The organism is Aeromonas sobria, from assembly GCF_000820145.1.
Lineage (GTDB): Bacteria > Pseudomonadota > Gammaproteobacteria > Enterobacterales > Aeromonadaceae > Aeromonas > Aeromonas sobria.
In genome coordinates, this window is record NZ_CDBW01000006.1 from 290,289 (window position 1) to 310,139 (window position 19,851).

Genomic DNA, 19,851 nt, shown 5'->3' on the forward strand with positions numbered 1-19,851 from the left:
CGGAGGTGATCACATTTTCAATATTGCAGGCTTGCAATTGTGTCTTGTCGGGTCTCTTTGAATTTTTCATTGTTCAACAGTGAGTTATCAGGTCTCATTTTCATATGGATGTTTACTGTTGGAATAGTCAACGAGCTGCCAAAATCTGTTTTTTGCGATTTTTCTCTATATTTATTCAAAATAGACCGGATATTTATATGTTTTACCTCCTCCGCTAGCTTGATCCAGCTCAGCCCCTGTTTTGCGCAAGCTCGTACAATGACGCTCCTTTAGCGGAGGTGCCATGCAGTTACACGAACTCGTCAATACATTCGGTCAAGATCTCAAGCAGCGTCACGGTCAGAAGATCCACAAACTCTCCATCCATGGTGCCTTCACCTGCCCAAATCGGGACGGCACCCTGGGCCGCGGTGGCTGCACCTTCTGTAATGTCTCCTCTTTTGCTGACGAGTCGGCCCAGCAGCTCTCCGTGGTGCAACAACTGCTGGCTCGCCGCGATGAAGTGACCCGCGCCAAGCGCTATCTCGCCTACTTTCAGGCCTATACCAGCACCTATGCCGAGGTCGAATATCTGCAGCGTATGTACGAAGAGGCACTGTCAGTGAGCGATATGGTGGGGCTCTGTGTGGGCACCCGTCCCGATTGCGTGCCGGATGCGGTGCTGGATCTGCTGGCGGGCTATCAGGAGCGGGGTTACGAGGTGTGGCTGGAGCTCGGGCTGCAGAGCGCCAATGACAAAACCTTGCAGCGGATCAATCGCGGACACGGTTATGCCGCCTATGAGGATGCGGTGAAGCGGGCCCATCAGCGCGGCATCAAGGTATGTGCTCATCTGATCGTTGGCCTGCCGGGCGAGGTGCCGATGGATAGCCTGGATACTCTGCATCGCATCGTGGAAACCGGTGTCGAGGGGATCAAGCTCCATCCGCTTCATGTGGTGGAGGGCAGCATCCTTGGCAAGGCGTGGCAGGCGGGGCGGCTTGAGGTTTTGACGCTGGAGCAGTATGTGGAGGCGGCGGTCGCCATGATCCAGCACACGCCGCCCGAGGTGGTTTATCACCGCATATCGGCATCGGCGCGTCGACCAACACTGCTGGCGCCCGTGTGGTGTGAAAATCGCTGGACTGCGATGGCGGATATTGCCAAAGCGTTGGCCTTGAGCGGCCCACAAGGGCATGCGCTGGGCAGACCCTTCATACTTCCTGACCTATAATTGAGTGCGACGTTATTATTTTCACCTAAAACATAGGGTTATATAAAAAAGTACATACCATAAACTATAGTTTTGGGGTGTTCCGGTTGATATAGTAATGCACACTTAATGGCCATCTAGTTGACATTGTTATCCATTAAGTTCGACACGCCCTAGCAAGGCAGTGATAGCATGGAGTCAGTCAGGCCATGTTTATCGGGATTCGGCCATGTCGTTACCAGCGCCCTGCAGTAACTTATGGATGAATGTTTGCTGACAGGTTGATGCCCTGTGCCCGCACATCAGGAGATGTGTGATTTGGTGTGTTAGTCGCGCGAGCAGGAAAATACGTGCGGTTCATTTTCGTCTTGATCCCATTTATGCAGTGACAGGATGCTATGCAAGCAGAAACAAGTCGTATCGATGAACTATTAGAGTGCCTGGTCTTCTTGACCCGCTTTTATGGTGTGCCCAACAGTCAGGATGCCCTGACGACCGGGTTGCCTCTGGTCTCTGGCCGTCTGACGACGGCGCTGTTTTGCCGCGCGGCTGAACGGGGCGGCTTATCTGCCCGTGAAGTGATCCAGCCGTTGGCTGATATATCACCCTTGTTGCTGCCCTGCGTATTGCAGATGCGCAGCGGTGGTGCCTGTATTCTGCTGGAGTGGAACGAGGATCGCAGCCAGGGGAAAGTGATTTTTCCGCAGGCTGGTGATGCAGCCCAATGGCTATCTACGGCTCAGCTCGGTGATGAGTATCTGGGTCGCCTCTTCTATGTGAAGAAGCAGTTCAAATTTGACGAACGCTCACCCAAGGTGCTGGAAACCCGTGATGGTCACTGGTTCTGGAGCACCCTGTTCGAATCACGGGGTATTTATCGCGATGTGCTGATTGCCTCGATCCTCATTAATCTGTTTGCGGTCGCCAGCCCCCTCTTCACCATGAACGTCTATGACAAGATCGTGCCCAATCTGGCGTTTGAGTCGCTGTGGGTGCTGGCTGCGGGGGCCATGGTTGTTTTTACCTTCGATTTTGTGATGCGTCAGCTACGCAGTTACTTCATCGATATTGCCGGCAAAAAATCCGATGTGCTGCTGTCGGCCAAGATCTTTGCCAAGGTTATGGGCATGCGCATGGAGTCGCGCCCTGCCTCCACCGGTGCTTTCGCCAAACACTTACAAGAGTTTGAGTCGGTGCGGGAGTTTTTCACTTCCGCCACCGTATCTACCCTTATCGATCTGCCCTTCGCGGTGTTCTTCCTCTTTATTATCTGGTTGTTTGCCGGCGTGATGGTGGTGGTGCCCATTGTGGCCATGCTGATCCTGGTTGCCTACAGCTTTTATATTCAAGGGTCGCTCAAGCAATCCATTGAAGAGGGCTCGCGCCTTGCCTCCCAGAAAAACGCCAACCTGATTGAAAGTATTTCCGGGTTGGAAACCGTCAAAATATTCGGTGCCGAAAGCATGTTCCAGCATCGCTGGGAGCAGGCGGTATCCCATATTTCCACTTGGGGTGTACAGACTCGTCGCATTACCAACTCCATGTCTTCACTGGCCAGCTATATCCAGCAGGTAGTGACCGTTGGGCTGGTCATTGTAGGGGTCTACCAGATATCTGAAGGTTTGGTCACCATGGGCGGCATGATTGCAGCCGTGATGCTGGCGAGCCGGGCAATTGCGCCTATGGTGCAACTCTCGGTGCTGTCGACACGCTATAACCAGGCCAAGTCTGCGCTGGATATTCTGGAGAAGATCATGCAAACCCCGGGTGAGCAGGAAGAGGGCAAGCAATATATCCATCATCCGGTGATTGCCGGTCGGATCGAATTCGAGAATGTCTCGTTTAAATACCCGGGCATGGAAACCAGCTCGCTGCACAATATCAATTTACGCATTCAGCCAGGTGAGAAGGTGGCCATTATTGGCCGGATCGGGGCAGGTAAAACCACCCTTGAGAAACTGCTGATGGGCTTGTATCGACCCACCGATGGTTCGGTCCGTATCGATGGATTTGAGCTGGATCAGCTGCCCTCGTCGGTGATCCGTCGCAATATCGGCTGTGTCCCTCAGGATGTCATCCTGTTCTTCGGCTCGGTGCGGGACAACATTATGTTGGGTAACCCGCTGGTGGATGATGCTCGGGTCTTGCGCGCCGCCAAACGGGCCGGTGTGACCAACTTTACCAACCGGGATCCCAATGGCCTTGATCGGCAGATTGGCGAAGGCGGGCGTCAGCTTTCCGGTGGTCAGCGTCAGGCGATCCTGCTGGCGCGTGCGCTGCTCAATGATCCTCCCATTCTGGTGATGGATGAACCCACCTCCAACATGGACAACCAGTCCGAGATGCAGGTCAAACAGGAGCTGGCCAGACTTGGCCCGGAAACCACCCTGATCCTGATCACTCACAAGACCTCCATGCTGGATGTGGCATCCCGGGTGATTGTTATCGAGCAAGGTCAGATAGTTGCAGATGGCCCTAAAGATGTGGTGTTGCAACAGTTGAAAGAAGGCAAAGTACGAGTGCAGGAGGTATCCCATGGTTAAGGGACTTTCCGGCTGGTTCAACCGGTCTAGGAAGGCGCAGTCTGACGACGTCTTACCCGCACCTGAGCACTTGGAGTTTGTGGATGACGGAGCCGCCGCTGTGTTGCTCAGTACACCGACCAGTGCCCGTATCTTGTTGTGGTGTTGTTTCTTGTTTTTTGTGAGTGCCATTGTCTGGGCTGCATGGGCAGAGCTGGATGAAGTCACCGTGGGGCAAGGCAAGGTAATGCCTTCCCGGCAATTACAGGTAATCCAGAACCTGGAAGGGGGGATAGTCAAAGAGATCTTTGTCAAAGAGGGTGACATCGTAGAAAAAGGGCAGGCATTGCTGCGTATCGATGATACCCGTTTTCGCTCCGATTTTCGGGAACGGGAGCAGGAGCTGGTGACCCTGAAAGGCGATATCGCCCGGCTGCGGGCCGAGATGGCCAGTGTTGAGGTAAAAAATGAGCCGGCACTCGGTTGGCGTGAGCAAGTGGTCATCTCTGAGGCTCCCATCCAGTTTCCTGATGGTTATGAAACGATTTTCGCTGAATATGCCAACCGTGAGCGTTCAGTCCAAAAAGATCGCCTCAATAACTTGAAGAACCAGCTCTATATATTAGGGCAGCAAATCGAACAGAAAGAGCAGGAACTGATAGAGTTGAACGCCAAAATACGCACCGTGAACCGCAGCGTGGATTTGGCCAGACAAGAGCTCAATATCAGTCGTCCGCTGGCTAAAGAAGGAATTGTGCCACAGGTTGAATTGATCAAACTGGAGCGTCAGGTCAACGAGATGCAAGGGGAGCTGGAGAGTAACCGGTTGATTATTCCAAAACTCAACTCGGTATTGCGGGAGTCTATATCAAAGCGTAATGACATCGCGTTAACCTTCCGGGCTGATTCACAAACCGAGCTTAATGAGAAGCAGGGACGACTTGGTCAGCTGTCCGAAGGGCAGGTCGGCTTGCAAGACCGGGTTGATCGTACCAGTGTGATTGCGCCGCTCAAAGGCACTATCAAAAAGCTCAAGATCAATACCCTGGGCGGTGTAGTGCAACCGGGTATGGATTTGATGGAGATAGTGCCGCTGGAAGATACCTTGCTGGTGGAAGCTAAAGTGTCGCCAAAAGATATCGCCTTCCTGCGACCCGGGCTGGACGCCATCGTCAAGATTACTGCCTATGACTTTACAATCTATGGAGGATTGCATGGCAAGGTTGAACAGATAAGTGCGGACTCGATCCAGGATGAGGAGGGGAATTCCTTTTATCTGGTTCGAGTACGTACCGACAAGAGTTACTTGGGCGATGAGCTTAACGCACTTCCCATCATCCCCGGTATGTTAGCCAGTGCGGATATTATTACTGGTAAAAAAAGTGTCCTAGACTATTTGCTGAAACCCATATTAAGGGCAAAGCAGTCGGCACTGAGAGAACGATAAGCCAACAATCTAAAACAATACATGACTGGAGATAACATGAAAAAAACGATTGTTGCCATGCTGGTCAGTGGCATCACCCTACTCCCTGGTTTGGGGCAAGCCCAGACGCTGGAGGAGTCGGTAGGACATACGCTTGCGACACATCCCAAGATCAAGGAAGCGTTCGATTTGTATCAGGCACGCCTCTATCAGCATGATGGTGCCAAGGGTGGTTACTATCCCACCATCGATCTGCGTGGTGGCGTAGGCTATGAAAAGACTGACAGCCCTTCTACCCGAGCTGCCAGTGCCAACAGCAATATTGATGACTCCATGACTCGTAAAGAGGCCGGGCTCAGTCTGCGCCAAATGTTGTTTGATGGCTTTGATGTCAGCAACAACGTATCCAGAACAGAAGCAGAAGCCAATGCCCAGCGTCTGGCGATGATCTCTGAAGCGGAAAACACCGCGCTGCGGGTCTCTGAGGTGTACCTCAACATGCTGCGTCAGCAGGAGATCCTGGAGCTATCCAAGCAGAATCTGGAAACCCACGAGCAGATCCGCAGTGACATTCGCAAGCGGACCGACTCAGGTCTGGGATCGACGGCTGACCAGACCCAGATCGATGGTCGTGTTGCCCGAGCCTATTCGAACCAGGCTGCAGCGGAGAACAACTATCGCGATGCAGAAAGTGAATTTATCCGTGTCGTGAATGAGGTGCCCAAAGATTTGGTACAGCCGGTTCCTAACGCCGAGGTCATTCCGGCCAGTCTGGAGACAGCGCTGAAAACCGCGACCGAAGTTCATCCAACCCTGCTCTCTTCACTGCAGGATATTGAAGCGGCCAAATATCAGCATGAAGGTTCCAAGTCCGGTTTCTACCCCAATGTGACATTTGAGGTGGATCAGAACTGGAATGAGGATATCGATGCGGTTAAAGGGCGTAACGATGACCTGACCGCCATGGTGCGGATGCGTTACAACCTGTTCCGCGGTGGTTCTGACGTGGCAGAGAGCAACGCTACATCGGCGCTCTATTCCCAGGCGAAAGACATTCATCTGAATGCGTTCCGCCAAGTGGAAGAGGGCACGCGTCTGGCATGGAACGCCAAAGAGTCGCTGACCAAGCAGAAGACCTTCTTGAAAGAGCACGTCGACGCCAGCTATGACACCGTGCAGGCCTATAAAAAGCAATTTGGTTTGGGCCAACGGACTTTGCTGGATGTGTTGAACACCGAGAACGAACTGTTTGAAGCGCGTCGTAGCTATATTACTGCCGAATATGACGCGCTGCTGGCGGACTATCGCATTCTCAATGCGACAGGTAGCCTGCTCAATGCCTTTAGCGTCAAGCAACCCGCTGAATGGCAAGCCAAGAAGTAACGGTTCGCTATTGATCCCGCAGGGATGATGACCGCACCAAGGTGACTGCGTATTGCAGTCACCTTGTTTGGTAAATGTAAGTGGTTGTCCGGTTTCAGGAGTGCGCAGCAACAATGCAGCAGGCAACGGATGTGACACTTCAGCCTGGAGAGGGTTACCGGTTTCCTTTTATTTTCAGTAGATGGAAACTGTTATGCCTGCGCGTTTTGCGCCACTCGTTATGGGTTTTGCTGCTACCTGTTTCGCTGTTGCTCTGTGCCAGTCAACCTTTGCCACCGGAAGATCTCAATTTGATCAAACGGGCTGAGCAGACCTATGGTGCACGAGCAGGCAAGCGGGTAACCAGTTGGCGGATGCTGGTCATGGAGACGAAGGGAAGGGCTCTTAGCGAGGCGAAAAAACTCGAGCGAGTGAATAACTTTTTTAATCGGATGCGCTTTATTGATGACATCAAGTTGTGGCGCAAGAAGGATTATTGGGCCACGCCACTTGAGTTTCTGGGGGCGGCCGGGGGAGATTGCGAGGATTTTAGTATTGCTAAATATTCCACGCTGCTTGAACTTGGGATCCCGGATGAAAAAATGCGGATGGTGTATGTCAAGGCGCTTGATTACAACCAGTTTCACATGGTGGTTGCCTATTACGAGACGCCATCTTCCGTTCCGGTTATTTTGGATAATTTGATTGGCTCGATTAGACCCGCCACACAACGACGGGATCTGTTACCTATTTATAGCTTTAACGGTAGTCACTTGTGGTTGATGAAGGCGAAAGGCCAAGGGGAACTGGCTGGTCAATCATCTCGCTTGGGATTATGGAATGATTTACGCAATCGCATGACCTCGGGGCGATTGGCTCGGCCAGCGGTGAATTTGGATGATTAACCTATGACGCTCTATCGACAGTTATTAGCCACCATGCTGCTGTTGTTTGGATTGCTCTTTGCGGCCACATACTGGGTGCAATTCAATTCAACCCGCACGTATCTGGCACAGCAACAGCAAACAACGGTCATCAACACTGCCACCTCGCTGGGGCTGGCACTGACTCCCTACCTGGAAAATGGTGACAAGGTTGCTGCCGAATCAGTGATCCAGGCCATTTTTGATGGTGGTTATTACCGACAGGTTCGCCTTGACCTGCTCGCCTCCAAAGATGTCATCGAGTTGGAAAACACCAATAATATTCAGGGTGTACCGCAGTGGTTTATCAATTTGGGGTTGTTTCCTGAGGTATCCAATGAGTCAATTCTGACATCTGGCTGGTTGCAGCTTGGCAAATTAAAGGTGGTTGGCCACCCTGGCCAAGCTTATTACGAGTTATGGCGCGGAATGAGCGAACTGGCGAGCTGGTTTCTGGTCGGTTTTTTGATCACCACCATTCTATTGATGAGAGCACTCAACTATTTGCTTAAACCGCTGAAACACATCTGCCAGCAAGCGGTCGAGATCGAGTTGCATCATTTTGGTCATGCCATTCCTGAGCCGAAAACCCATGAATTGAAACAGGTGGTTCAGGCTATAAATACCCTATCAAGCAAGTTGGCATTGCAGTTCAAAGAGCAAGCCGATGAGGCTGAAAAATTGCGTGAGCGGGTGTATGTAGATGCGGTATCTGGTCTTGGCAATCGCGCCTATTTTGTCGGTCAGGTCAATGCCTGGATTGCAGAGGCAGGACAAGGGGGCGTCATGCTGATTGCGGTAGACATGCTTGATGACATCTACCGTGATGAGGGCTTTGCTGCCCGTGACAATATGGTTAAATCCATCGCGCAAGCCTTGAAAGAACAACTGCAAGGGTGGGATGGCGCTGCGTTGGCCCGGATTTCGGCAACGGAATATGCACTGCTCTGCCCAACTGATGACCTCACTCAACTCAAAGACTTGGCTGAGGTGATTAATAGCCGCATCGCCGATCTGGTGGTGAATCCAATGGGCGAAGGCGATGCACTCTCAGTCATCGGTATTGCCGGTCGTGATGGCCACGATGATCTCTCAGCCTTGTTGACCAAGGCCGATAATGCGCTTGGCAAAGCGCGCAATGAACGCCGTGGTGCTGTCGTGATGGAAGGGGGCGCCGAACAAGGGTTGATGGGACGTTTGGCCTGGCGAGATCTGGTGCAAGATGCCATCTCACGGCAACTGTGGCGCTTCAAAGCCCAACCTGCTTGCCGATTTGATAATGGCGCCAGGTTGCATGCCGAGTTGTTTGCCTCGATTTCTCGTGATGGCACCGATTATTTTGCCGGTCAGTTCTTGCCTGCAATTGAGCAGTTCAAACTGGGTGGCGAGTTTGACCAGGCGGTCCTCGATGCTTGCGTTCCATTACTGCAAAAGCAGTCTGATCTGGTGCTGGCGATCAATATCACGGCTGGCTCGCTCTGTTCAGATGAGTTTTTAACCTGGCTGACTCGCTATTTGGCCGAGCATGCCGAGTTGAAAGAGCGGCTGCTATTTGAAATACCTGAAGCTGCCATCATGAAGCATAAAGAGAATGTGACCGCGTTGGTGCACGCCTTGCAGGCGCATGGCTTCCAGTGGGGTGTTGATCACTTCGGCCGTCACTTCCACTCTTTGGGTTATCTGGAGGAGCTGGCACCGGCGTATGTCAAAGTTGACCACGGTTATACCAGTCAGGTTATGGAGCCGGGGGCAGATACCTCATTCCTGGCCGCAGTGTGCCGTGCCGCACATAATGCTGGTGTGACCACGATTGCGACCCGTGTGGAGGACCAACGCCAAGTAGAGCTGCTCTCGAAGTTGCATATTGATGGTTATCAGGGGTTTGTTCATCCAGCTTTTCCCTTGTCTTGAATAATACAATGTTAAAAATGGCCCCGAATGGGGTCATTTTTATATCTAAAAATTCTCTTTTCCCTCTTTCAATATAATGGAATTATGGCGAGCCTCTAATGGCGCTCAGTAAATAGTGTTGATTTTTATATTAAAAAAGCAACCCTTCTATTTTTTTCCCTCGTTCTATTGAATACCTACCGAATTGATACATTTTTGCAACGGATAAGCATGTCATCTCCTCCTACGGTTTAGGAATCAAGATCCGTCACGTTGGAGCAATGGATATGCGTACCCAAATCATCGACAAGTCAGTGGTTGTCTCAGCTATCGAAGGCAATGTGGAAATTGTGCTGGCTGATGGAAGCAGCCGCCCTCTGCAAAAAGGTGAAATCCTCCAACCCGGAGCCAAGTTGACCATAGCGGATGATGCCAAGCTGGCACTTTCCCCTTATGACGACACACCTGCACAGAATTCCCCTACGGGTTCCGAGTCGGTTGAACCAGGTCAACCACAAGCGGGGGCCAGTCCGGAAGGGGCTCCTTCAGATATTGCTGCATTGCAAGAATCGATTCTGCAGGGCGTTGACCCGACTCAAAACTTTGAAGCCTCTGCTGCCGGTGGTGCCCCTGCGGCCGGTGGTGGTGGCGGTATTGGTGGGGTTGCCGGAGCCAGTGGTAATGGTGGTTTCGTCACCATTGATCGAACCGGCGATGCCACGATAGCGGCTGCAGGGTTTGATACAACCTACGATACGGCCGCCGTAATCAATGCAAATCAGGCAGAAGATTTAATTCTTGAGAATCAGCTTGATGATTTGGGCGAAGCCGTCGTGACCCTGGAAGACACTCAGGTCAGCGGTAATCTGCTGGACAACAGTACCAACCCTGATGGACCCGCTGCTGCCTCTGTCGTTTCATTTGACTGGGGTATCAACATCGGTGTGCCTGCCGGTGTTGCCGCCACCATTACCGGTGTGGGCACGTTGATCATCAACCCAGACGGGAGTTACACCTTCACGCCAGCGCCTAACTATGATGGCGCCGTTCCCTCAATAAATTATCAGGTGACTGACGGCCAGGACACAGTGACTTCAACACTCGTTATCTCCATTACTCCGGTAGATGAGGAGGTGGGCATTGAGGGGCTTGCTCTGGAAGGGGGCGAGGTGTTGGTCAGTGATGCCAACCTGGCGGATGGTTCAACCCCTGATACGGTAGCGTTGACTCAAGGTGGCGCGTTTACCTTCAATGCCCCGGACGGCGTCCAAACACTGGCGGTTGGTGCGATCCAGTTGATCAGCAATGGTACCGTTGCTGCGCTGCCTCTATCTATAGAGACGCCCCTTGGCAATTCATTGCAAATTACCGCAATTACCTACGATCCCGTCACTGGTAACGGCCGTGTCTCCTACAGCTATACCCTCGTTGATAACGAGGCCCATCAACAACCTGCTTTTGACCTGCAATTGGGTGAGAGTCTCACTGTGAGCTTGACCGATGATGACGGTGATACAACCAGCGCAACACTAGACATTGTTATTCAGGATGATGTACCCACCCAGAGTGTGGGCTTGGTCGAAGAGGCCAACTTTAGTGGGCTGTCGGTCAGTCTGGATGAGACGGTCGGCAAAGGGGATAGCTACAACGGCAGTGATGTGAATGATGGCTACATCAGCGATGACGTAGAAGGTGCTCTGGCCCAAGCCACAACGGCTATTACCGGTGGTCTGCTGTCACTTTTTACCAGCAGTGGCAGCTACGGCGCTGACGGCGAAGGCAGCACTAACGGTAGCTTCAGCTTTGTCGGGATTGGTGAGGAAGGGGTAGCCACCAACCTGTCTGCCACCAATGGAGGTGCGATTACCCTCAACGCGGTGAGTGCGACCGAGCTGCAAGGGGTTGATGGTGACGGCGATGTGGTGTTCAGCATCAAGATTGTGGCGGTGGACGGGGTCTCCCAACTGCAGACCACCCAGTTTGAAGCCTTGTCTCACGGCAACACCGGTCTGTTTGATGAATCACTGTCACTGCTGCTCAGTGGGCAGAACAGTCTGGGCCTGCAATACAGCGTGACCCGGGTGGATGGTGATGGCGACAGCGTGACCGACAGTGCCACCGTCAGTCTGGTGGCTGGCGAGCGTTCGGTGTTCAGCTTTGACGACGATGGCCCGAGTGCTTCGGCTAACGTTGAGGCGAATGCCCGCGTGCTGCTGGATGAAACCGGTGGGTTTGATGCGGTGGAAATCACCAGCAGCGCCATCAGCGGGCTGTTCAATACGCCGGTATATGGCACTGACGGGGCAGGCAGTGTGCAGTACAGCCTGAGCGCCACGGCAGGTGCAGGGACCGGGTTGTGGTTGGCGGGTGAAAGTGGTGACGCCAGCGAGATCAAACTGGTGGCGGTTGCGGGAGGATATGAAGGGTGGACAGGCGGTAGCAGCAGTGGCACCAAGGCGTTCAGCGTGCTGATGGACGGCAGCGGCAAAGTCACGGTGACCCAGTATGTGGCACTGGAGCACGGGGTGGATGGCGGCAGTACGAGTGACCATGACGACAGCGTGTCGCTGGCAGCTGCGGCTGCCATTAAGGTGGTGCAGACTGTGACCGACCGTGATGGAGACAGCAGCACAGCGACCAGTGTGAGTGGGNNGCTTCGGCTAACGTTGAGGCGAATGCCCGCGTGCTGCTGGATGAAACCGGTGGGTTTGATGCGGTGGAAATCACCAGCAGCGCCATTAGCGGTCTGTTTAATTCTCCGGTGTATGGCACTGACGGCGCCGGCAGCGTGCAGTACAGCCTGAGTGCCACCGCGGGTGCCCGCACCGGCCTGTGGCTGGAGGGTCAAAGTGGCAGCGCCAGCGAAATCAAACTGGTGGCCGTGGCCAACGGTTATGAAGGATGGACCGGCGGTAGCACCAGTGGCACCAAGGCATTCAGTGTGCTGATGGACAGCAGCGGCAAGGTTACTGTGACCCAATATGCGGCGCTGGAGCACGGGGTGGATGGCAGCAGTGCAAGTGATCATGACGACAGCGCGTCGCTTGCGGCCGAGGTCAAGGTGGTGCAGACCGTGACAGACCGTGATGGAGACCGCAGCACAGCGACCAGTGTGAACGGGTTGAACATCGTCTTCAAAGACGACGGTCCGAGTGCTGTGGCTGATACCATTACCAGCGGCACTAATGGCACTGTCAACCTGGTGTTGGTTCTCGATAGCTCAGGCAGTATTGGTAATACCAATATGCAGGTTATCAAGGATGCTGTAACGAATCTGATGAACAGCTATGGCAACTCGCTGGTCAAGGTGATGCTGGTTGATTTTGATAGCTCGGCCACTGTCAAGAGTGTCGGTAGTCAGGTATGGCTGACCAAGGATCAGGTAACTGGTCAGCTGACTAGCATCTCTTCTGGCGGTTCTACTGACTACGATGATGCTTTGCAAGCGGTTCGGAACAATTATGGGACACCGCCTTCCGCCGATAACACCTTTGTATTTTTCATTTCGGATGGAGTGCCCAGTTCTGCTGATGAGGCAATTAACGCCACAGAGCGCAATGACTGGACGAACTTCCTGACGCAAAAAGGCATTGATGGTGCATATGCCGTGGGGATTGGCTCAACCAGCGTACTTGATGCCGACCTGCAAAGTGTCGCGTGGTCACCGAGTGGCGCTCACAACAGCAATGTGGTGGTGATCAATACAGCGGGTCAGCTGTCGGGAACCCTGACCAACCTGACACAGGTAATTGATGGTAATGTGACAACCAATGACAGTGCTGGTGCCGACGGTTTTGGTACGCCCAAACTGGTTTCTGTGGAGTACAACGGAACAACCTACTCCTTCAATAACAGCAATACCTCTTTCACTATTGCATTGGGGACCAACAAGGGCTCCCTCTACATTGAAAATGATGGTGACTACCGATTCACCCCCCCAGCAGGGGGGGCAGAGGGGGCGCCTGTCGAGGTCACTTACAAGATTAAAGATGGCGATGGAGATACCAGCAGTGCCAAGTTGACCATTATCAATCCGGTCCTGGTGGTTGGTAGCAATGCCAATGACACAGGTTCCGGAGCCAGCACTGCCATTGACGATCACGTTCGTCCCAACCCTCTTCTTGCTCCGGATGTGGATGGAGCAATTGTGGGTGGAGTCGGGGCTGATGTGTTGATCGGTGATGTTGGCGGGGTGACTTCGGGTAGTTACAACCTGACATTTATGGTCGATATGTCGGGGAGTATCAGCAACTCGGAATTCCAGTTGATGAAAGATGCCATCAACAACTTGCTGGCCAAGTTCAGTGGCATTGCGCAACTGCAAGTCGAGATAGGTACGTTTGCAGATAGCAGCAAATATGTTGGTACCTACTCCTCTGTTTCTGCCGCTCAGCAGGCTGTCAGCAATCTAGTGCAGTCAGGTGGAGGCACTAATTACGAAGCTGCCTTGAAACAGCTCAATACCATGATGACCGGGGATCCGGCTGCGAATCATAAATATGTCTACTTCCTCACCGATGGGGAGCCGACCGCAGGAGGCTGGACCAATTCTGCGCAGATTGCGACCGGTATAGCTGCCCTGAGTGCACTGTCTGCCTCGGATGTGGTGATTAATGCGGTCGGGATTGGGGTGCCATCGGGAGCGTCATTTGGCAATAACCTCAATGCGATCGACAACACTGTAGACAACTACCTCGCCGTAGACAGCTTTGATGACCTGTCTAGTGGCTTGGGTTCGCTGTTTACCGCCGTCAGTGTCGGCTCTGACCTGTTGCAAGGAGGTGCAGGCAACGACGTGATTTTTGGTGACAGTATTCATGCAGACAATACGGATGGCGGCTGGTTCGAGTTTGTAGCAGACAATCCGGGCAAGAGTGGTGGGCAATTGCTCAACGAACTTTACAGCCAGCATGCAGAGTATGGTAAGGAAGGTGCGGTTGGTGGTGATGATACCCTTGAAGGTGGTGATGGGAATGATGTGCTTTATGGCCAAAAAGGCAATGATATCCTGATTGGCGGTGACGGTATCGACATTCTGATTGGCGGGACCGGGTCTGACACCCTCACAGGCGGTGCCGGCAAGGATACCTTCAAGTGGAGCGCTGCAGATGCGGGTGGTACCGATGTGATCAAGGACTTCACCACCGGCACCGGCGGGGATGTGCTGGATATTAGCGAGTTGCTCAATGGCGAGCATGCCAACAAGACATCGCTCGATGCCTATCTCACTTTCACAAGTGGTCCGGGTATCGGCAAATCGACTCTCACCATCGATCTTGATGGTTCGGGGGGCAGCAGTGCGACTCATGTCATCCAGTTTGACAGCATCGATCTGACACTGGGAGGTTCGCGTAACGACCAAACCATCATTGAAGATCTGTTGAATCAGGGAAATCTGAAGGTTGATCCGTAACCTTGTCTCGGGGCCAGGCTTGTCTGGCCCCTGTTTTTTCCCCTAGGGGATGGATAAGATACAGGCAGTAGATGAGAGGGGTAATCATGCAGTCATTCAACTGGGTCGACATTGATGGCATCCGTTATAGCTGGGATGGGCAGGGGAACATTACCTGTGCCGGCCAGTTTGGCTATCATGCCTCGATCGCGGGTGATCGGCTGGATGGGATGGAGATAGAGAATGAGGCTGGTGATGTAGCGGGGTCGCTCTATGTTGACTTTGCAGCGGCCTCTATTACCTATGTGCCAGTCATGGATACCGAGTCTGCCCATAACATGATTCTGGTTGGCCATGATCAGGGGCAGCAGGAGTATCCGCTGGCCAGTTTTCACTCCCCGTTGTTGCAAGATTTGCTGGGGCCGTCTGATACCATCGCCTGGTCTGCGATGGAGGAGGAGAGTGCTGGCACCGATATCGGACCGGCGGTGCAAGGACATGTTCTGTCGTGGGACTCATTCCATTTCGATGATGAGGTGCTGGTCTGTGGCGCTGCACCGGCGCTGGATATGGCAAACCAGAGCCAGGAGCCCGGCAGCATGGTCACCATCAGCCTCGATCTGACCAATCAGATACTGGATCAGATCCCCCCCTTGCACGATATATGAATCCCGTAGCTGCACTGGCATAATCACCTCAATCTTTCCGATTGAGGTTTTTTCTATGTGGCGTCCCCTTCTTACTCTTTCCGCTCTGGTTGTCAGTGCTCCGCTGCTGGCGATTGAAGTGCCGCAAGCGCCCCATCTGGTGGTGAGCGGTTATGCCGAGCAGAAGACCGAACCCGATATGCTTACCCTCAATGTCGCGGTGAGTGCACTGGATAAGCAGGGTCTCAAGGCCAAGCAGCAGGTCGATACCAAGGTCGCAGCCTTTTTTAGCCAGCTGGAAGGGCTGGGGATCACGCGCAGCGATGTCGAGGCTGGCAATCTGATGGTCTCTCCGGAATATCAGTATGGCGAGAACAAGAAGCCGGTATTGCTGGGATACCGTGCCCAGCGGCAATTGGCGGTCAAACTCTATCAACTGGATAAATTGAGCCCCTTGATGGATACCGCCCTCAAAGCCGGGCTGGAGTCCGTATCCCAGATTGAATATGGCTTGAAATCTCCTCAAGTCATCAAGGAGCAGGCCCGTCTGAATGCCGTCGAGGATGCCAAAACCAAGGCTGAATCTCTGGCCAAGGCGTTCGGGATGAAGCTTGGCAAGGTGTACAGTGTGGAGTACCGCAATGCTTCGCCCATTACCGCCTATAGCCGCAACCTGAAGGTGGTGCAGGCCATGGCGATGGCTGCTCCCGCGCCGGATATGGCGGATAACAGCTATCAGCAACAGCAGATCACGGTAAGCGATAATATCGAGGCTGTTTTCTTGCTGGAGTGATGCCAGTCGTTTAAGCCCTGTCATGAACAACCCCGCCGTTTGCTGCGGGGTTTTTATTTTGTGTAGATGCAGATGTAAAAAAACCGACTCTCGTGTTTACTTCATCGGGCGTCGGCTTTTTGTTAAGCGGGGTTTATCAGGCGGTCACTGCGTCAGCCTTGGTCACTTCCGGCGCCGGGTTGCGGATCAGGTAATCAAACGCCCCCAGTGCGGCGGTGGCACCGGCACCCATGGAGATAATGATCTGCTTGAACGGTACCGTGGTGGCATCCCCTGCGGCGTAGACACCTGGCAGGGAGGTCGCGCCCTTGGTATCGATCTCAATTTCGCCAAAGCGGGTCAGGGCAATCTCGCCCCCTTTCAGGAACTCGGTGTTCGGCACCAGTCCAATCTGGACGAAGATGCCTGCCACCGTCAGGTGTTTGATCTCGCCGGTAGTGCGATCTTCGTAATCCATACCGACCACCTTGCTGCCATCACCGATCACTTCGGTAGTGCGAGCGCTCATGATGATGTCGATATTGCCCATGGAGCGGGCCTTCTTCTGCAGTACCTCATCGGCACGCAGGGTATCGGCAAATTCGACTACGGTCACATGCTCGACGATGCCAGCCAGATCGATGGCAGCCTCGATGCCGGAGTTACCGCCACCGATCACCGCCACTCGCTTGCCCTTGAAGAAGGGACCATCGCAGTGCGGGCAGTAGGCCACGCCCTTGGTGCGGTACTCGACTTCGCCCGGTACGTTCAGATCGCGCCAGCGGGCACCGGTCGCCAGGATCACGGAGCGGCTCTTCAAGGTGGCACCGGAGGCGAGATCCACGTTCACATAACCATCTTTGCTGATGGCGGCGGCACGCTGCTCGGTGATCACTTCCACACCGTACTGCTTGACGTGCTGCTCCAGACTGGCTGCCAGCTTGGGGCCTTCGGTGTAGGTCACGGAGATAAAGTTCTCGATGCCAACGGTATCCATCACCTGGCCACCGAAACGCTCGGCGACGATGGCGGTGCGAATGCCTTTGCGAGCGGCATAGATGGCAGCCGCTGCGCCAGCCGGGCCACCGCCTACCACCAACACGTCGTAGGGCGCTTTTTCATTGAGTTCAGCCGCTTTGCGCTCACTGGCACCGGTATCGAGCTTGGCGACGATCTCTTCCAGCGAGATGCGGCCCTGGCTGAACGGTTGGCCGTTCAGGTAGACGTTCGGTACAGCCATGATCTGGCGCTCGGCGACTTCTTCCTGAAACAGGGCGCCATCGATCATGGTGTGAGTGATGCCGGGGTTCAGGGTCGCCATCAGGTTCAGCGCCTGCACCACGTCCGGGCAGTTGTGGCAGGAGAGGGAGATATAAGTCTCGAAGTGGAACTCGCCCTTGAGATGGCGGATCTGCTCCTGCACGGCCGCATCGGCCTTGGAGGGGTGGCCGCCGCTTTGCAGCAGGGCGAGCACCAAAGAGGTAAATTCATGACCCATGGGAATGCCGGCAAAGTGAACGCGCGGGGCTTGGCCCTGTGCTGCGACACTCATGGAAGGCTTGCGCGCGGCAGTGCCATCGGTCATGGAAATTTTGGGTGACATCTCGCTGATCTCGCTGGCCAGTGCCAGCAGCTCTGCAGATTTGTCGCTGTCATTGCCGGACACGCTGATCTCGATGGGATTGACGATGTACTGCAGATAGGTGTTCAGCTGTTGTTTGAGGTTGGTATCCAACATCTTCGAATTCCTTCTTGTGATTGCGGGTCGGCGTGATATTTGAGCCGGAAAGCTGACCGGCACATTTAACGCAGGCCGGAAAGCAGACCGCGCGTTTTCTGAGGGCCGGAAACAAAACCGGCCCTTGTGCGGGCCGGTCTTGGAAGCGGGAGGCTTAGATCTTGCCTACCAGGTCCAGGGACGGGGCCAGAGTGGCTTCGCCTTCTTTCCATTTAGCCGGGCACACTTCACCCGGGTGGGATGCCACGTACTGGGCCGCTTTGACTTTGCGCAGCAGTTCCAGTGCGTCACGGCCGATGCCGCCAGCGTTGATTTCAACGATCTGGATGATGCCCTGTGGGTCGATGACGAAGGTGCCGCGGTCAGCCAGACCGGCTTCTTCGATCATTACGCCGAAGTTGCGGGTGATGGTACCAGTCGGGTCACCAATCATCGGGTACTGCAGCTTGCTGATGGTGTCAGAGGTGTCGTGCCACGCTTTGTGAGTGAAGTGGGTGTCGGTAGAGACAGAGTAGATCTCGACGCCCATCTTTTGGAATTCAGCGTAGTTGTCAGCCAGATCGCCCAGTTCAGTCGGGCAAACGAAGGTGAAGTCAGCCGGGTAGAAGAACACCACGGACCACTTGCCTTTCAGGTCAGCGTCAGACACCTGAACGAATTTGCCATTGTGATAAGCGGTAGCGTTGAACGGCTTGATTTCAGTGTTGATATAGGTAGACATCTATTAGCTCCTTGGTGATATACATATGCCGGTCTGGTGTTGCAAAGGTTGGCCAGACGAGGCGTTTAACTTTCGATGGATTCATCATAGGGACTTTCGCTAATCGATAAAAGCCGCAATTTTGAATCGCTTAAATCTACTTATTAGATAACTCACTATGGCTGTACCTAACATGAATATCTCTGGCGTACAGAGATAACTCCTTGTCGTGGTTCAATATCTGTGCGGCACATCGCCTTTTCAAGGCTCGGTCAGCCGAGTGCCGCCGCGATGAGATGAACGGTGGAGCAAGCTGGTGGCGCAGGAGGTTGAGGCAACTGGTCGCGGCGATGGGGGATGTGTTGGCAATCGAGGGAGGCAGAAAAGCGCGGATAAAAAAATCCCGGCGCTATCGCAACGATAGGGCCGGGTCATCAAACAAGGAATGGCGATATAAACAAATGCTTTACAGCAAAGACTAACTACGGGGTGTGCAAACTTGCAGACATATGAAAGGAAGAGTGTGGGTGCACAATCCCTCGTCTCCCTCTCGGCAACTATTGCATGAGCTGATAATAGTGTGACGAAGATCACAAAGCAACCATATGGTGTAATTTTTCAATCAAAATGAAAGACTTTCAGCATTTTTGCCGATTAGGTATGCTGAAAACGCTTTTATTGTAATTTTATTACATTTATTCCGTCAGAAATCGGTGGGTGGCTCCTGCTCTTCCATCAACTCCAGCAGGTTGATGGCAACCGCAATGAAATCAGACTCGGTGACGATACCGATCAGCTTGCGTCCTTTTAGTACCGGCAGGCAGCCATATTTGTGGCGCTGCAGGTAGAGTGCCGCCTCCTTGATGCCAGCGTGGGGGTCCACGCTTGCCACTTGCCGTGTCATGATCTCGTCGAGTTGCACGCTGTCGGTAAATTCGGCTTCCCGCTCCGGGCTGATGAGCAGCAGTTTGGATTCCCGAGTGGCCAGGATATCGGTGAGGGTCACCAACCCCAGCAGGTGGTGCTGCTCGTCAACGATGGGAATGTGGCGGATCCGCTCCTGCTGCATCAGCACCATCGCCTGTTTGGCACTGTTTTCCGGACCCAGGGTGAAGGGATGTTCGGTCATGATTTCGGATAAGGTCATCATGGTGAGCCTCCTTGTGTATCTCCCTTCACCCTAGCCCACCCCTCTCTGGCAAAACATGATCAGGGTCAATACAGATCATTAAAGAATCATTAACCGGATGGGTGTATCAATATTGCTCGCTATCCCTTGTCTCTCTT

Annotated in this window: 13 protein-coding genes; 10 read left to right on the forward strand and 3 right to left on the reverse strand. The window is 53.6% G+C overall.

What is annotated here, in order from left to right; genetic code table 11:
- The first annotated feature begins 283 nt into the window (after positions 1-283).
- The 10 genes from BN1135_RS03820 to BN1135_RS03865 all read left to right on the forward strand — a co-directional run bounded on the left by BN1135_RS03820 (position 284) and on the right by BN1135_RS03865 (position 16,147).
- Positions 284-1,213, forward strand: a complete 930-nt coding sequence (locus tag BN1135_RS03820) for a tRNA modification radical SAM protein MnmL/YtqA (RefSeq protein ID WP_042018975.1) — start codon at positions 284-286, stop codon at positions 1,211-1,213.
- A gap of 377 nt (positions 1,214-1,590) precedes the next feature.
- The gene (locus BN1135_RS03825) at positions 1,591-3,735 is read left to right on the forward strand and encodes a type I secretion system permease/ATPase (RefSeq protein WP_042018976.1); all 2,145 of its coding nucleotides are present in this window, start codon (positions 1,591-1,593) and stop codon (positions 3,733-3,735) included.
- Entirely contained in the window at positions 3,728-5,161 is a 1,434-nt protein-coding gene (locus BN1135_RS03830) for an HlyD family type I secretion periplasmic adaptor subunit (protein WP_042018977.1), read from the forward strand. Before BN1135_RS03825 ends, BN1135_RS03830 begins: the two co-directional genes overlap by 8 nt.
- 36 nt (positions 5,162-5,197) lie before the next feature.
- On the forward strand, positions 5,198-6,523 hold the full coding sequence (locus BN1135_RS03835; RefSeq protein ID WP_042018978.1) for a TolC family outer membrane protein: 1,326 nt from the start codon (positions 5,198-5,200) through the stop codon (positions 6,521-6,523).
- 131 nt (positions 6,524-6,654) lie between these two features.
- On the forward strand, positions 6,655-7,407 hold the full coding sequence (locus BN1135_RS03840) for a transglutaminase-like cysteine peptidase (RefSeq protein WP_082186734.1): 753 nt from the start codon (positions 6,655-6,657) through the stop codon (positions 7,405-7,407).
- Between the two features lie 3 nt (positions 7,408-7,410).
- Positions 7,411-9,336: an EAL domain-containing protein gene (locus tag BN1135_RS03845; protein WP_042018979.1), complete on the forward strand. Its 1,926-nt coding sequence runs from the start codon at positions 7,411-7,413 to the stop codon at positions 9,334-9,336.
- 266 nt (positions 9,337-9,602) lie between these two features.
- Positions 9,603-12,119, forward strand: coding sequence for a retention module-containing protein (locus BN1135_RS22335; RefSeq protein WP_223290092.1), 2,517 nt, complete (start codon positions 9,603-9,605; stop codon positions 12,117-12,119).
- Positions 12,002-14,728: a VWA domain-containing protein gene (locus BN1135_RS03855; RefSeq protein WP_223290099.1), complete on the forward strand. Its 2,727-nt coding sequence runs from the start codon at positions 12,002-12,004 to the stop codon at positions 14,726-14,728. The genes BN1135_RS22335 and BN1135_RS03855 overlap by 118 nt, the downstream gene beginning before the upstream one ends.
- An 86-nt stretch (positions 14,729-14,814) precedes the next feature.
- Entirely contained in the window at positions 14,815-15,375 is a 561-nt protein-coding gene (locus BN1135_RS03860; RefSeq protein ID WP_042018982.1) for a hypothetical protein, read from the forward strand.
- Positions 15,376-15,430: 55 nt separating this feature from the next.
- Entirely contained in the window at positions 15,431-16,147 is a 717-nt protein-coding gene (locus tag BN1135_RS03865; RefSeq protein ID WP_042018984.1) for an SIMPL domain-containing protein, read from the forward strand.
- A gap of 136 nt (positions 16,148-16,283) precedes the next feature.
- On the opposite strand, the gene ahpF is transcribed toward BN1135_RS03865, so the two are convergent.
- The 3 genes from ahpF to BN1135_RS03880 all read right to left on the reverse strand — a co-directional run bounded on the left by ahpF (position 16,284) and on the right by BN1135_RS03880 (position 19,714).
- Entirely contained in the window at positions 16,284-17,864 is a 1,581-nt protein-coding gene (gene ahpF, locus BN1135_RS03870; protein ID WP_042018985.1) for an alkyl hydroperoxide reductase subunit F, read from the reverse strand.
- Between the two features lie 154 nt (positions 17,865-18,018).
- Positions 18,019-18,585, reverse strand: coding sequence for an alkyl hydroperoxide reductase subunit C (gene ahpC / locus BN1135_RS03875; protein WP_042018986.1), 567 nt, complete (start codon positions 18,583-18,585; stop codon positions 18,019-18,021).
- A gap of 682 nt (positions 18,586-19,267) precedes the next feature.
- Entirely contained in the window at positions 19,268-19,714 is a 447-nt protein-coding gene (locus BN1135_RS03880) for a CBS domain-containing protein (protein ID WP_042018988.1), read from the reverse strand.
- Between the last annotated feature and the right edge of the window lie 137 nt (positions 19,715-19,851).

Bases quoted from the DNA above. Each gene is read 5' to 3' on its own strand.
- BN1135_RS03820 (WP_042018975.1), top strand. From the start codon at position 284: ATGCAGTTACACGAACTCGTCAATACATTCGGTCAAGATCTCAAGCAG.
- BN1135_RS03825 (WP_042018976.1), top strand. From the start codon at position 1,591: ATGCAAGCAGAAACAAGTCGTATCGATGAACTATTAGAGTGCCTGGTC.
- BN1135_RS03830 (WP_042018977.1), top strand. From the start codon at position 3,728: ATGGTTAAGGGACTTTCCGGCTGGTTCAACCGGTCTAGGAAGGCGCAG.
- BN1135_RS03835 (WP_042018978.1), top strand. From the start codon at position 5,198: ATGAAAAAAACGATTGTTGCCATGCTGGTCAGTGGCATCACCCTACTC.
- BN1135_RS03845 (WP_042018979.1), top strand. From the start codon at position 7,411: ATGACGCTCTATCGACAGTTATTAGCCACCATGCTGCTGTTGTTTGGA.
- BN1135_RS03860 (WP_042018982.1), top strand. From the start codon at position 14,815: ATGCAGTCATTCAACTGGGTCGACATTGATGGCATCCGTTATAGCTGG.
- BN1135_RS03865 (WP_042018984.1), top strand. From the start codon at position 15,431: ATGTGGCGTCCCCTTCTTACTCTTTCCGCTCTGGTTGTCAGTGCTCCG.
- ahpF (WP_042018985.1), bottom strand. From the start codon at position 17,864: ATGTTGGATACCAACCTCAAACAACAGCTGAACACCTATCTGCAGTAC.
- ahpC (WP_042018986.1), bottom strand. From the start codon at position 18,585: ATGTCTACCTATATCAACACTGAAATCAAGCCGTTCAACGCTACCGCT.
- BN1135_RS03880 (WP_042018988.1), bottom strand. From the start codon at position 19,714: ATGATGACCTTATCCGAAATCATGACCGAACATCCCTTCACCCTGGGT.